Annotated in this window: 15 protein-coding genes; 6 read left to right on the forward strand and 9 right to left on the reverse strand. The window is 69.1% G+C overall.

Features of this window, described 5'->3' with window-relative positions; translation table 11 throughout:
* The first annotated feature begins 20 nt into the window (after positions 1-20).
* Positions 21-1013 carry a hypothetical protein gene (locus ADY59_RS06375; protein ID WP_156325334.1) on the forward strand — a complete coding sequence of 331 codons (993 nt, stop codon included), beginning with the start codon at positions 21-23 and terminating at the stop codon, positions 1011-1013.
* A 36-nt stretch (positions 1014-1049) separates the two neighbouring features.
* Here the strand turns inward: ADY59_RS06375 and ADY59_RS06380 are convergent, their stop codons facing one another.
* Together ADY59_RS06380 and ADY59_RS06385 are read right to left on the reverse strand one after the other, a co-directional pair.
* A complete protein-coding gene (locus tag ADY59_RS06380; protein WP_197093471.1) occupies positions 1050-1829 on the reverse strand; it encodes a peroxiredoxin-like family protein in 780 nt (259 codons plus the stop codon).
* An 86-nt stretch (positions 1830-1915) separates the two neighbouring features.
* A complete protein-coding gene (locus ADY59_RS06385) occupies positions 1916-2833 on the reverse strand; it encodes an alpha/beta hydrolase (RefSeq protein WP_049558864.1) in 918 nt (305 codons plus the stop codon).
* A gap of 185 nt (positions 2834-3018) precedes the next feature.
* On the opposite strand from ADY59_RS06385, the gene ADY59_RS06390 reads away from it, so the two are divergent.
* Positions 3019-4041, forward strand: coding sequence for a sigma-70 family RNA polymerase sigma factor (locus ADY59_RS06390; protein ID WP_082309901.1), 1023 nt, complete (start codon positions 3019-3021; stop codon positions 4039-4041).
* Between the two features lie 9 nt (positions 4042-4050).
* Here the strand turns inward: ADY59_RS06390 and ADY59_RS06395 are convergent, their stop codons facing one another.
* Positions 4051-4419 carry a winged helix-turn-helix transcriptional regulator gene (locus ADY59_RS06395; protein ID WP_049558999.1) on the reverse strand — a complete coding sequence of 123 codons (369 nt, stop codon included), beginning with the start codon at positions 4417-4419 and terminating at the stop codon, positions 4051-4053.
* A 70-nt stretch (positions 4420-4489) separates the two neighbouring features.
* Positions 4490-5140 carry a winged helix-turn-helix transcriptional regulator gene (locus ADY59_RS06400; RefSeq protein ID WP_049558869.1) on the reverse strand — a complete coding sequence of 217 codons (651 nt, stop codon included), beginning with the start codon at positions 5138-5140 and terminating at the stop codon, positions 4490-4492.
* A gap of 285 nt (positions 5141-5425) precedes the next feature.
* Here ADY59_RS06400 and ADY59_RS06405 point away from each other — a divergent pair, with 285 nt between their 5' ends.
* Positions 5426-6871 (forward strand): MFS transporter, encoded by a 1446-nt coding sequence (locus ADY59_RS06405; RefSeq protein WP_049558871.1) that lies wholly within the window; start codon positions 5426-5428, stop codon positions 6869-6871.
* 51 nt (positions 6872-6922) lie between these two features.
* On the opposite strand, the gene ADY59_RS06410 is transcribed toward ADY59_RS06405, so the two are convergent.
* Positions 6923-7654 carry a TetR/AcrR family transcriptional regulator gene (locus tag ADY59_RS06410; RefSeq protein ID WP_049558873.1) on the reverse strand — a complete coding sequence of 244 codons (732 nt, stop codon included), beginning with the start codon at positions 7652-7654 and terminating at the stop codon, positions 6923-6925.
* Between the two features lie 94 nt (positions 7655-7748).
* Between ADY59_RS06410 and ADY59_RS06415 the strand changes: the two genes are divergently transcribed.
* The gene (locus ADY59_RS06415; RefSeq protein ID WP_049558875.1) at positions 7749-8789 is read left to right on the forward strand and encodes an amidohydrolase family protein; all 1041 of its coding nucleotides are present in this window, start codon (positions 7749-7751) and stop codon (positions 8787-8789) included.
* Positions 8790-8821: 32 nt separating this feature from the next.
* On the opposite strand, the gene ADY59_RS06420 is transcribed toward ADY59_RS06415, so the two are convergent.
* From ADY59_RS06420 to ADY59_RS06430, 3 genes are all read right to left on the reverse strand, one after another.
* The gene (locus ADY59_RS06420) at positions 8822-9391 is read right to left on the reverse strand and encodes a dihydrofolate reductase family protein (RefSeq protein ID WP_063780577.1); all 570 of its coding nucleotides are present in this window, start codon (positions 9389-9391) and stop codon (positions 8822-8824) included.
* Positions 9333-9986: a dihydrofolate reductase family protein gene (locus tag ADY59_RS06425; protein WP_197093472.1), complete on the reverse strand. Its 654-nt coding sequence runs from the start codon at positions 9984-9986 to the stop codon at positions 9333-9335. The genes ADY59_RS06420 and ADY59_RS06425 overlap by 59 nt, the downstream gene beginning before the upstream one ends.
* Positions 9987-10047: 61 nt before the next feature.
* Positions 10048-10566, reverse strand: coding sequence for a pyridoxamine 5'-phosphate oxidase family protein (locus ADY59_RS06430; protein WP_049558880.1), 519 nt, complete (start codon positions 10564-10566; stop codon positions 10048-10050).
* A gap of 114 nt (positions 10567-10680) precedes the next feature.
* Between ADY59_RS06430 and ADY59_RS06435 the strand changes: the two genes are divergently transcribed.
* On the forward strand, positions 10681-11322 hold the full coding sequence (locus ADY59_RS06435) for a winged helix-turn-helix transcriptional regulator (RefSeq protein WP_231618573.1): 642 nt from the start codon (positions 10681-10683) through the stop codon (positions 11320-11322).
* A 150-nt stretch (positions 11323-11472) separates the two neighbouring features.
* Here ADY59_RS06435 and ADY59_RS06440 read toward each other — a convergent pair whose 3' ends face one another.
* Positions 11473-12231, reverse strand: coding sequence for an SCO6745 family protein (locus ADY59_RS06440; protein ID WP_049558883.1), 759 nt, complete (start codon positions 12229-12231; stop codon positions 11473-11475).
* Positions 12232-12764: 533 nt separating this feature from the next.
* On the opposite strand from ADY59_RS06440, the gene ADY59_RS06445 reads away from it, so the two are divergent.
* The gene (locus ADY59_RS06445; protein ID WP_049559006.1) at positions 12765-13070 is read left to right on the forward strand and encodes a hypothetical protein; all 306 of its coding nucleotides are present in this window, start codon (positions 12765-12767) and stop codon (positions 13068-13070) included.
* Positions 13071-13574 lie beyond the last annotated feature (504 nt).

Here is a 13574-nt window from a genome sequence, read left to right on the forward strand (position 1 = left end):
GATCACGATCGACTGTAGTCATGACAGGCAGAATCGTGATGGCGGCGATGCTGGTGGTCGCCGCGTTCGTCGTCGCGCCCCAGGCAGCGGCGGCGCGATCGGCATGCACCTGGCGGATGCAGGCGCTCCAGGCCCCCACCGGCGCGACGCAGCACCAGGTCGCCGCCACCGATCACAACGGCGGATACTCCGGCAGCGCCTACTTCCCCGACACCGGCTGGCGGATCATCTACTGGAAGGACGGCCGGGTCATCGACTACGGATCGTCCGGCCACGGCACCGACCGGGTCGTGGACCAGAACAGCAGCGGGACCATCGCCGGAACGTCCGTGACGGGCCTCTGGGGAGCGTCCGCGATCTCCTTCCGCATCCGCGACGGCCGGCGGGAGAGACTGACCCCGCTGCCCGGCGCGGAGCTGAACAGCAGGGCCATCGGGATCACCGAGAGCGGCGACGTCTACGGCTCCGCCGTGGTCTGGGAGGGCACGACCAGCGTCGGCGTGGTGGTGCGCTGGCCGTACGACCGGCCCGGCGTCGTCGAGCGGGTGCCGGGCCTGCCCGAGGGCATGAAGGTGATCGACGTGGACCACGACGGCACCTTGCTGGTGGGGACCGAAGCCACCTATCCGTGGCCGCACCTGTGGCGCGACGGCCGGCTCACCCGCCTGCCGGAGGCGCCTGACATGCAGTTCGGGTACGCCCGGGCCATCGCCGACGGCCTGGTGGCCGGATCGATCCGGCTGGGCTCCGACCCGAACCGGCCGGCGTACTGGGACCGGAACGGACAGCCGCACGTGCTGTCGCAGAGCTCGCAGGCCGATCACATCAACAGGAACGGGCTCGTCGTCAGCTCCCTGACGTCCACGCCGTACCGGGTCTGGCGGTTCGGAACGCTGGTGGGCGAGCTCACCGGTGCCGCCTCCGTCACGACGATCGGAGACGACGACACCATCGGCGGTACGACGCGCGGCCAGAACAGTTTGCCGGCCGCGGCCGTCTGGCGCTGCACCTGAGTTCTCCGTCCTCCTCGATCTCGCACGTGTGGCGGATCACGAAAGGTCGGCCGGACCCGGCTGAACACCTGCCGAGGCCGAGGCGTCGAGGCCGGCCATGATGTCCGGAACCTCGGTTCGCGAAGTGTAGTCAGGGTGGACGTCGATCCATCGAAGGACGTGAGCGCCGTCGACGATGGCGACCGTGGGCATCGGCACCGTCACCGTGCCATCGGCATTGGCGGCGGCCACGTCGATGCCCAGCCCGGCCAGTGATGCCAGGGCGTCCGGCGTCGGCCGCGTAAGGATGCCGAGACAGGCGGCCAACCGGTTTCCCACGTCGGAAAGGACCGGAAACGTCAGCTCGTTCTTCTGCCGCATGGCCAGCGAACCCCGGGAGGTCTGGGGGCTGATGCCCAGTAGTTCCACGCCCCGGCCGGCCAGTTGCGGCAGCAGCCGCTCCTGGTACGTCCGCAGCGCCAGGTTGCAGTACGGTCCCCACACGCCCCGGTAGAACACCAGCACGGTCGTCCGGCTGCCCGTGATCGCATACAGCGACGTCGCCTGGCCGCCGACCTCGACGAGGGGCAGGTCGGGCACGACGAATCCCGGCCTGGCGAGCCCGGCGGGAATCCCCTCGGCTCGCAGGGCGGCCTGTTCGGCGGTGAACGGGCTGAGCGCGCCGGCGGGTGCCTGGCTCGTCATGGTCGCCGTCAGTTCTCGCGCCTGCTCGGCTATCGACGTGTCATGTGTGTGGATGGTCATAGGAGCCCTCATGAACGAGTGAGTCCCGCGTGGCCGGCGGGACACGCGGTTGTACGGGTGGACGGCGTACATGGCGTACATGGCGTAGGAACTGGGGCGGGCGGGCATCCCGGCCGGCCGGCGAAGACACCCGCCCGGCGGCTTTCAGGTAGGTGGCGTCAGGCGAGACCCAGCCGGGGGCGCACCCACTCGGCCAGTTTCCTGATCGCCTCGTCGGCGGCCGGGGCGCGACCGGCGCCCATGTGCCAGGTGTGCTGCTGCCCTTCGAAGATCTCCACCTCGACTTCCACGCCCGCCTTCTCGGCGAGCGCGGCGAGCCTGTAGCTGTCGTCGAGGATCATCTCGGTGCTGCTGGCCTGGATGTACAGCGGGGGCAGGCCGGCCAGGTCGGCGTAGAGAGCGTTGATGGCCGGGTCCTTGGGGTCGCCGTGCTCGCCCAGCAGAATCTGCACCAGGAATGCCAGGTTCATCGGGGTCTCGCCGCCGAACAGGACGTCCGTCATCCGGTTGGCCGTGCGGGTCTCGCCGCCGTTCTCGAGGTCGAACCAGGGTGACAGCGGCATGACGGCCGCCGCGACCGGCATGCCGCTGTCGCGGGCGTGCAGCATGGTCTGCACGCTGAGCATGCCGCCTGCCGAGTCGCCGGTGACGGCGACGTGCTCGGCCTTGACACCCTGATCGAGCAGCCAACTGTAGGCCGCGCCGGCGTCGTCGATCTGGGCGGGGTGCTGGTGCTCGGGCGTCAGGCGGTAGTCGACGATGAGGGCTCTGGCCCCGACGGCCTTGGCGAGATGCGCGAACATCTTGCGATGGGTGTACATCGAACCGCCGATGAACCCACCTCCGTGCAGGCACAGAAGCACCCGATCCGCCACGCCGGCCTTCGGCGTGGCCCACATGGCCGGCACGCCGCCCGCGTCCACCTCGGCATAGTCGACCCCACCGGGTTCGGTGGTCGCGTCGCTCCAGTGGTCGTTGAGGTCACGGGACTCTTCCAGCGAGATCGGCGGGTTCTGTGCGAACCCCGCGTTGACCTGCCGATAGTGCTCGGTCAGCCAATCGGTCTTGCCTGCCATGTGCAGAGTTCCTTCCGGTATACGCCGCCGTGCCATGCGGTCGCGCAGGGACGGCATCGGTTTCCTGAGTGGTCGCGGGACTTCCCGCCGGGCGAGGCGGGCTTCGGCAAGGGAGACAAGCCGCACACTGAGAAGGAATCGCGACCCTCGGCAGCGATTCCTTTCGCCGTCCGGGATGGTCCCCATTGGTACGGCTCCGCAGGAGTCGACAGAAGAGACGGGGGAGGACCACGGTGAGCTCGATCGAGGACTTCGCCACGCTCGCGGAGCCGTACCGTCGCGAGCTGCTGGCACACTGTTACCGCATGATGGGCTCGGTGTACGAGGCCGAGGACCTGGTGCAGGAGACCTACTTGCGCGCCTGGCGCGGCTTCGAGAAGTTCGAGGGCCGGTCGTCCCTGCGCACCTGGCTCTACACGATCGCCACCAACGCCTGCCTGAACGAGCGGAGGCAACGCAGCCGGCGTCCGCTGCCCTCCGGTCTCGGACCGGCGGAGGGCGACCCCGACGCCCCTCCCGAAGCCGCGGGCGGAGACGTGCTCTGGTTGCAGCCGATCCCCGATGCGATGGTCATGCCCGGCCCGGGCGACCCCGCCTCGATCGTCACCTCGCGAGAACAACTGCGCCTCGCGCTCATCGCCAGTCTCCAGAAGCTGACGCCGAGGCAGCGGGCGGTCTACCTGCTGCGCGAGGTGCTGGAGTTCCCTGCCGCGAACGTGGCGGCCATGCTGGAGACCTCCGTGGCCGCGGTCAAGAGCTCGCTGCAGCGCGCTCGCGCGGCCATGGCCGAGGCCGGCACCGCGGACCAGGAGCTCACCGGGCTCGATGCCCAGGACCTGCTGGAGCAATACATGACCGCCTTCGAGAAGGCGGATCTGGCGGCTCTGGAGCGGGCCTTGCGCAAGGATGCCGCGCTGGAGATGGTCGGGTACTCCAGTTGGTTCTCCGGGCTGGACACCTGTCTGCGTTACCTCGTCCGGGTGCTGGGCTCTCCCGGTACCTGGCGGATGCTTCCCGTCCGGGCCAACGGGCAGCCCGCCGCTGCCGCCTACCTGCGCCGTGACGACGGCACCTACGAGGCCTTCGGCCTCGCCGTCCTCACCGTCACGTCGGGCGGCATCAGCCGGATCACCGTGTTCGGCAAGGAGGACCTGCTTCCCTGGTTCGACGTACCGGGCGCTCCGGCGCGCCAGGCGAGGGGCGGGTGATCGTGCTGGTCAGACGGCCCCGGTGCGGGCGTGGTGGCGGCAGAGCACCGGCGGGCCGGCCTCTCCGGCGAGCCACTTGTCCCCCCAGCGGGTCATGACCATGAGCAGGTCGATGAGCTCGGCGCCCTTGGCCGTCAGGTGGTACTCGTAGCGCGGCCGGTTGTCGTAGGGGCGGCGCTCCAGCACGCCGTGCTCGACTAGGTGGTTGAGCCGCCCGGTCAGCACCTTGCGGGAGATCCCGAGATCGGCCTGGATGCGGTCGAACCGCGCCATGCCTGCCGAAATGTCATGCAGGATCAGCGGCGACCACGGCTCCCCGATCACGTCGAGCGTACGCGCGACGGAGCAGGCCATCTCCCCGAACTTCGTGCGTTGCATGCGACTATTCTAGCATTCGGGGTTCCTTCAAGGAACTCCGAGTCGCTTCGGCATCGTCGATCGAAACGCCTCACAGGCCGACGGCGGTCAGGAAGCGCCGGGCCGCTGCGACGTCGCCGGCCAGGGTCAGCCGTCCGGACTCGACGGCGGCGTCGGTCGGCTCCTCGTGGTTGACCAGCATCCCGAGAGTTTTGTTGTCGGTGGTGATGATCGCGTCGGCGGGCGTGGCCGACTGACCCCGGGCCATCTCGGCCAGCCGGTCGCCGGCGATGCGCACGCTGAACATGTCGGATCCGATGTGGATCTCGTAGTTCGCCGTCCAGCCCCGCTCGTCCTGTGACGTGAAGGCGGAGCGCAGGGAGAGCATCAGCGAGTCGGCGCGCATCTCGCCCTCACGCCGCATGACCGGCGTGCGGGAGCCCCACAGTCCGAGCGCCATGACGATCGGCTCGAGCTCGGCACCCCACTCGGTCAGCTCGTACACGCGGGAGGCCGAGGGCCGGGGCAGGGTGCGGACCCGGAGCACGCCGGTGGTCTGAAGGTCGCGCAGCCGCTGGGACAGCACGTTGGGGCTGATGTCCGGCAGGCCCGCCTGGAGGTCGGTGAACCGCTTGGGGCCGAGCAGCAGGTCGCGCACGACGAGCACCGACCAGCGCTCGCCGAGGACGTCCATCGCGAGCGCCACACCGCATCCGTCGTCGTATCTGCGTTTCGTCGCCACACCCCGAGAATACCGCCTCCTCATCAAACCAGGATTATTTACTCCTAAATAAGAAGTAGATGCTACTGTTCGAGGAGTAGCAATCCGGGCGGCGCGGCTGCCTCGCGAGGCCGCGCCCACGGCTGACTGTTCGACGCGTCGCCGATGTCACGACCGTCCCCGGTGTGAACCTGCTCCACCTCGCCCCTACGGCCGGCCGGACAGAGCCGCGTCCCAGTGACCCGAGAGGAACCACGAAGCGATGTCCCAGAAAATGCTTGACGGAGCAGCCGGGGAGGCCGGGGCATGAACGCCGGCGCTTCCGCTGCGACGCTGCGTGCCATCCGGCCCGGCTGGAGCCTCGGCCTGGTGTCGGTCGGCGCGTTCTTGACCTCGCTGGACGTGATGGTGGTGGTGACCGCGCTGCCGACCATCCAGAAGGACCTCGACGCGAGCCTGGCCGACCTCGAATGGACGGTCAACGCCTACAACCTGGCCTTCGCGTGCCTCATGCTGATCGGGTCCGCGATCGGCGACCGGTTCGGCCGCCTGCGGGCCTATGTGCTCGGGCTGGCCGTGTTCACGGTGGCCTCGGCGCTGGCCGCGCTGGCCCCGACGATCGGTGTGCTGATCATCGCCCGTGTCGTACAGGGAGTGGCGGCGGGGATCGCGATCCCGGTGAGCCTCACCCTGCTCGGCACCGCCTACCCGCCGGACAGACGCGGCTGGGCGATGGGCGTCTGGGGCAGCGTCTCGGGTGCGGCGGTGGCCGCCGGGCCGGTGGTCGGCGGCCTCATCACGCAGGGCCTGTCGTGGCAGTGGATCTTCTGGCTGAACGTGCCGTTCGGGGTGGTCGCCACCGTCCTCGCGGCGGCACTCATGCGAGAGAGCTTCGGCCCACGTCCCAAACTGGACATCATCGGCCTGGGGCTGGCCTCGCTCGGCCTGTTCGGCCTGGTCTGGGCAGCCGCGCGGGTGCCCGGACTGGGCTGGGGACACTCCGAGGTGATCCTCATGGCGGCGGGCGGTGCCGTGCTGCTGGCGATGTTCCTGTTGTGGGAGCGCCGCGCGGAGCACCCCGTGCTCCCCCTGAGCTACTTCCGCCTGCGAGGCTTCGCCGTCTCGAACGGATCGGCCTTCTTCATGCATTGCGCTCTGATCGGTTCGCTGTTCATCATCTCGCAGATGTTCCAGCTCGGCATGGGGGAGGACCCCCTGGGCGCCGGCCTGCGCCTGCTGGCCTGGACCGCGATGGTGCTCATCGTCGCCCCTGTCGCGGGCCGCCTCACCGACAAGCTGGGCACCCGCCCGTTCATCGTCGGCGGGCTGCTCCTCCAGGGGGCGGGGCTGATCTGGCTCGGCGCGGTGGCCGCAACCGACACCGGCTACCTCGTCCTGTTCGCCCCGCTGGCGCTCGGCGGCATCGGCATCGCCATGTGCCTGCCGAGCACGATCAACCTCGCGCTCAGCTCGGTACCTCCGCAGGACATGGGCGTCGCCTCCGGGGCCAACAACGCGGTACGGGAGTTCGGCGGGGTGTTCGGCGTCGCGTTCCTCGGCGCGATGTTCGCCGCCCACGGCAGCTACGCCACGCCCGCCTCGGCCATGGACGGCTTCCAGGCCGCGCTGCTGCTGGGCGGTGCGATCTCCCTGGCCGGAATGGCCGTCGCGCTGTTCGCCCCGAGACGACGCCCGGTCGAGACGGCGCCGTCGATGGTCACGGCGGTCGAGGCCGGGGAGAGCGGCGGCTGATCGGCCGGCATCCCGGCCCGCCTCTGAGATGCGTCGGCCATGGAGGCCGAGTCAGCAGTCCTCTCGGCGGTCCGCGGTCAGGCGGTCGAGCCATTCGCCGAGCAGGTGTTGTTCCGCGTTGCTGAGCGTCGTCTGCTCGGGCAGCAGGGCACGCAGCGCCTGGGCGGCGCCCGCCGGGCCTGCGTCGCGTACGGCGGGCTCGTCGAGGGTGACGGCGGCGACCATCGCTTCGCGCATGGCGGTGAGAAGAGCGGGGTTGCGCCGATCGCCGGGCAGCGACAGCCAGGTGAGCACGGCTCCGCGGGCGGTCGCGTGGATGAGGGCGGCTGCGAGCTCTTCGTCGACGCGCAGCCGGCCGCTGGTGGCGACGCGGTGGATACGGTCGAGCAGGATCTTCATGCCGGCTCGGAAAGCGGCTGAGTCCGTGCCGCGTCTGGGCTCGCCGTACATCAGCGCGTACAGCTCGGAATTGACGAGCCCGAACTCGACGGCCAGGTCCCAGCCCGCGCGCAGGTCCTCGACGGGATCTTGCGGGCGGGCGTCGGCGTGCTTGGCGGCGAGGAACGTGGCGTAGCCGTGCTCGGCCACCGCGTCGAGCAGCCCGTCCTTGTCGCCGAACAAGCGATAGATCGCCGGGGCCTGCACCCCGGCGGCGGCCGCGACCGCCCGGGTGGTGACCGCCTCGCGTCCCTCGTGCGCGAGCAGGTCCGCCGCCGCCTCGACGATCCGCTGCCGGGAGACCTCACGTACCTCGACCTCTGCATGATCCGACTCACCAGCCATGTATCAACGATAGCAGGCGATTGTTTCCAACGATGATTCCAGTGATACGCTTTCGCCGATATCACTGGAAACAGCAAGTGAAGGAGTCGTTGGCATGTCCGAGAAGCTGCGCATCATCGGTCTTGAGGAACACGTGGTCCTGCCGGTTCTGCTCGACGCATGGAAGAGGGCCGGAGTGCAGCCGCACCGTTACGGTGACGACCACCCGGTCACGCGACGGCTGAGTGACGTCGGTGATCGGCGTCTCGCCGACATGGACGACCAGGGCGTCGACGTCGCGGTGCTGTCCCTGGCCTCGCCGGGCGTGCAGAACCTGGCAGCGGCCGACGCCGTGAGCGTCGCGCGTGCGGCCAACGACGCGCTCGCCGAGCTCGTCGCCGCCCATCCGCTGCGGTTCCAGGCGTTCGCGTGCATCCCGACGTCCGCCCCCGAAGCGGCCGCGGCGGAGCTGGAGCGTGCGATCACCAGGCTCGGCTTCCGCGGCGCCATGCTGTACGGCCGCACCGGCGACAAACTGGCCGACGCGGCGGAGTTCGACGACCTCTACGCAACGGCCGAACGGCTTCGCGTCCCGCTGCACTTCCACCCGCAGGCCCCGGTGCGGGCGGTCCACGAGGCGTACTACTCGGGGCTGCCCGACGGCGTGGGCCCGATGCTGGCGACCGCCGGGCTGGGCTGGTACTACGACCTCGGCGTGCAGTATCTGCGGATGATCTTCTCCGGGGTGTTCGACCGGCACCCCGGCCTTCAGGTGATCGCCGGACACTGGGGCGAGGTCGTCCTGTTCTACCTGGATCATGTCGGCGTCATGCAGGGCATGGCCGGGTTGCGGCGGCCGCTGGCCGACTACTTCCGCCAGAACTTCTGGGTGGCCGGCAGCGGCACGGTCAGCGAGCGCTACCTGCGCTGGACGGCCGAGGTCGTCGGAACCGGCCGCATGCTCTACTCGACCGACTACCCGTACACCTTCGGCACCCGCCCCGGCGGCTTTCCCTACCTGGACACCAGCGGCGGCGTCGCCAGGTCCTTCCTCGAGAACGCGCCGTTCACCGACGAGGAGAAGGTCGCCATCGGATCCGGCAACTGGGAACGGTTGACCGGCCACCTCGCGGCCGACCACGGCCGTCACCGCTGAGCCTGACGCCTCCCCGGCCGGTGGGCGGTGGATCACTCGTGGATCGGCCGGTACTTCATGAGGACGACCCCTGAGGGGAGGGCGTGGGCCGAGGCCAGCTTGAGCGGCACGGGCCGGTCGCCCTGGAACAGGGCCTTGCCCTGGCGCAGGAAGACCGGATGCGCCAGAAGGTGGTATTCATCGACGAGCCCGAGATCGGCTAGTGCGCGGATCACCGTGAGGCTGCCATAAAGCACGATGTCGCCGCCGGGACCGTGCTTGAGTTCGCTGATCCGATCGGGATCGACGGTTTCGAGGCGGCGGGTGTTCTGCCACGGGGTGGTGTTGCCGGAGGCGGAGACGACGATCTTCTCCATGGCGTGAACCCGGCGGGCGTAGTTTCTGACCTCGTCCGGTTCGCCCGGATCGTTGATGACTTCGGGCCAGTAGGAGGCGAAGTCGGTGTGGGTGATCCGGCCGAGCAGGAGGGTGTCGGCGCCTTCCACGAGGTCTTGCTCGTATCGCATGAGCTGGTCGTCGATCTTCAGCCAGTCCATCTCATCGTCAGGGCCGGCGACGAATCCGTCCAGGGTGATCCACATCGAGACGATGAGCTTTCTCATGCTTGCTGTCTCCTTCGGAGCTGCCGTCGGCCGGATCGGTGCGGCGGTAGGTGCTGATGATCACTCCGGTGTCCGAGGTCGTCGTCCCGGTCAGTCGCAGTCTCAGCGGGGTGTCGCCGGTGAACAGCCGCTTCCCGTTGCCGACGGTGAGGGGGTAGGTCAGCAGGACGAATTCGTCGATGAGGTCGTCGCGGAGCAGTGTGGCGATCAGTCTGCTGCTGCCCCAGATGCTGATCTCGTCGTATGTGTCCCTGAGGTCGGCGACCTGCTTGGTGATGTCCCCGTCGAGGATGGTGGTGTTGGTCCACTCGGCTGTCTGCAGGGTGTGTGAGGCGACGTACTTGGGCTGGCTGTTGAGCTTGCCGGTGCGGGGGTCGTCGGGGTCGGCGGTCGGCCAGTAGCCGGAGAACAGTTCATAGGTCCGCCTGCCGAGCAGCAGGGCGTCCGCCGCCAGCACTGACGTGGTGGCTCGTCGGCCGATCGCCGGATCGGGGTACGCCTGTGTCCAGCCACCACGTTCGAACCCGCCGTCGCGATCCTCGTCCGGAAAGCCGGGCGCCTGAATCACGCCGTCAAGGGTGACGAACGCGGTCACAACGATCTTGCCCATCCGCTATGTCCCTTCTCTGGCTTCCGCTGTCTTGGGCCGGGCCGTGTCATCGACCGCCGGGAGCGGCCAGGGCGGGTCGGGGTGTCAAGATCGGGAAGCGTTGCTGGAAGTCCAGCACGCCGACCCAACTGGGGCGCAGGCCGATGCGCACCATGCGCAGGCCGGGGCGGTCGACGGCCACCAGGCAGGCGGTACCGGCCTCCTCACCCATACCCCGGCGATGCGCGGTGGCGTATTCGGGCAGGACGCCCTCCACCTCGGTCAGGGTGACCCTGCCGCGCAGCATGAGCACCTGGGGCGGGCCGTCGGCGGTATCGATGGTGATCGCGACGTCGGGGCGGGCGCGCAGGTCGCGGACCTTGTAGGTGTCGGCGAACGCGCCGATGACGACCTCGTCGCCGGTCCACACGAAGTGCACCGGGATCAGTCGCGGGGTGCCGTCCTTGCCGTTGTAGGCCAGCCGCGCCGGCTGCGGGGTGGCGAGCAGGCGCTGTGCCGTGGGGGTGCGCAGGAGGTTCACGTCGCCCTGGGGCAGCCCCGCCGCCTTGCTGCTGGAGTGGCTCATGGTTCGAACCTAGACCTACTAACTCCTAAAAAACAAGTAGCACTCCTAAAAGAGGATTACTCCGGTAATCTGGGAGTCATGAGCGGCAGGCGCAGTTATGGGGATCCGTGTGGCGTGGCCCGGGGTCTGGATGTCGTCGGCGAGCGGTGGGCCCTCCTGGTGATCCGTGACCTGCTCCTGGGCCCCAAGCGCTTCAACGATCTGCTGGGCGGCCTGCCCGGCGTGAGCCCGAACGTCCTCAGCCAGCGGCTGCGCGACCTCGTCGACCACGGCGTCGTCCACCGCCGCGACCTGGGCGCGCCCGCACGGGTCCATCTCTACGAGCTGACCGCATGGGGCCGCGAACTGGAGCCGATGCTCCTGCACCTGGGCCGATGGGGGAGCCGGGCCCCGCAACCGCCCGGCGACCTCGGCATCGACTCACTGCTGCTCAGCGTCAAGGCGGGATTCGACCCGGCATGCGCCGGCACGCTGCGCGGCACGTACGAGCTCCGCATCGACGACGATGCCTACCTGGCCGAGGTCACCGACGACGCCCTCACCATCAGCCGGGCGGCCTCCGGCCACCCCGACGCCACACTCAGCACCGACATCGACACCCTCCGAGCCCTGTCCGACGGCCGGTGCACCATCACCGACGCCGTCCGATCCGGGAACCTCCACCTCACCGGCGACCAGCCGGCGGTGCAGCGGCTGACCGGCCTGCTCCTGGCGTCCTTCTCGCCGTCCGAGCTCGATCAGGACAGGCCGATCTGACGCCCCTGTTCGATCGAGGCGGTCAGTGGCCGGTCGTCGAGGCGGCGAGCCGCCCCTCGCAGTGCCCGGAGTGCCACGCTGGGCGCGGATCGCTGCTGTCGATTCCCGGGCTGCCGACGGTGGCGCGCGCGAATACCCGCGGCGTGTCCCTCACGCCTGCTCCGGACACTGTCCACGCCCGTAGGCGTCATGAACCTGGCCGAGAAGCCGCACATAGTGCTCTCGCTCCACTGACGTGAGGGCGGCGTACGGTGCGGCGGCGAGCTCGTCCGTTCGCTGCTCCGCCCCGGCGAGGGCAACGGCGTCGGTCGCCGGCACTGACGGCCACGGCCCGCTCCATCCGTTCGCCCTCGCCTTGTCGGCACCCGGTCCGGCGAGGACAGCTCTGAGCGGGGTGAGGCCATGCTCATGGATGGCGATCAGATGAGAGGCGCCCCGATGTTCGCGCAACCGCAGCAATGCGAGAGCAACCCGGGATGCCGGATCGTCATCGGCCACCGCAAGCGATCGCCATGCTGCGAAGAGCGGGCGGGCGGTCGACTCGGCCGCCTCCACGGCGTGCTCGGCCAGGTCGGCCAACTGATCAAGCTCCGGGAGGTCACCGTACGTGGTGCGCGCCCAATGCGTGCACTCCGCCACGTCTGCCGCAACGAGGCTGGTGAGCGGAACCATGGCCCGCGCGGTGTCCCACGCGTCACGGACCAGGTCGGGCGAGAAGAAGCCGCACGCCGCGGTCACCACCTCGGCGTCCACCTCACCCAGCACCCCCGCGCGTGCACCGAAGTAGAACGGCCAGTGCGAAAGCCCCAGGCTTTCCCCGCGAGCCCTGAAGCGGTCGGTCTTGCCGAATGCGGCACCCACCGTGATCACGATCTGCTTCGTTTGCCGCGCCACATCCTCGGGCGTCACCTCGCGCTCCCTTCGCCGCGTGCGCCTGAGGGGTGTGCTCCGGGCGGTCGCCGACAAGGTGGCGCGGCCGTGCGCCGATGAAATTTTCATCGATGCCGGTGCGCGATGGTCGAATCGAAACTCTCAGAACCCGTACGTGCGACCGAAGAGGTGCAGCATGGCATGCAGGCGTTCACCAGTGGCCAGACAAAATTCGCCTGCCACCGGAGTCCGGAACCTCGCAGTGGAAAAGGCTTCGTCCCGACCGTTGACAGTGGCCCTGGCAGCGATCACAGTATGCATGTTTGTAGATCTCGAGGCGGCACTCGTGAGCGACTCGGCAGCGCGGTCGCATGACGAGACCGGCCGATATTCGGGCCGGCTGACCTTAAAGTGAATCGCACGACCCGGCAGATAGAAAATCCACTGAATGGGCAATTCCCCGGAGTTCCCATAGCCATGAGAATTCTTGTGGCCAGGTGCGACGCCGCCGCTATATCGATCTGCGCTGAATTGATACCGATCGTCAAATGCTCGTCCCCGTAAGGAGTAGCATGCGAAAAGTCACTTGGCTCCGCCGGTGCGGACTCGTCTCAGCGGTGGTGGCGGTCGGCCTGGCAACCACGCCCATGGCCGCGCACGCGGACGGCTACGACACTCCCCGCAGCGCCACTGCTGTGGGGGCGGGCAACACCTACGCGGAGGGGGTGGCGGCGGCTGAAGGGCGGGCCCGGCAGGCCGTCCTCGCGGTCGGCCACGACTGCACCCCTGGGACCTACAACACTTCCGGGATCTACACCTCTCCGGGTGGCGGCACATGGGTCTTCCGGTCCACCCACGAGGCGATGTGCGTCGATTGATCGGTTCCTCCGTCGGCATCGCCCGGTGATCAAGGCGGACAGATCGACGGCGTCGTGCTCGCCGGTGCGGATCCAGTGGTTGGCGGCCTGGCGTACGCGCTCGCCGTACTCGCTGGGGCCGGCCGCCCGGGCTCTGCTGCCGCGACTGGAGGCGGCCTGGGTGGTGCTGACCCTGGACGCGCCGCACACCACCAAGGCCACCGCCCCGCCTGATCACCCAACAGCCGGCCGCCCACTACGATCACGGGCACCACCGCACCACCCCCCGCCGATGAGTCCCTGTTCCCCGGCGCCCGGCGATCCTTCCGACCGGCGTCGTCACTGCATCCGCGACGTGAGACTCCGGGAAGATCACACTCAGGTCGGGACGGGACCGCCCGTCCGGCCGATCGCGCCAACATCGCCCCACAACATCTGATCACCTGAGGGTGTATCTAAGTGCACCCAGGGCGGTATCCAGCGGCATTACCCCGCCGTACCGGCGTCCCTAGGCTCGCCGCATGA

The organism is Nonomuraea sp. SBT364 (assembly GCF_001083785.1).
In the GTDB taxonomy this organism is placed as follows: domain Bacteria; phylum Actinomycetota; class Actinomycetes; order Streptosporangiales; family Streptosporangiaceae; genus Nonomuraea.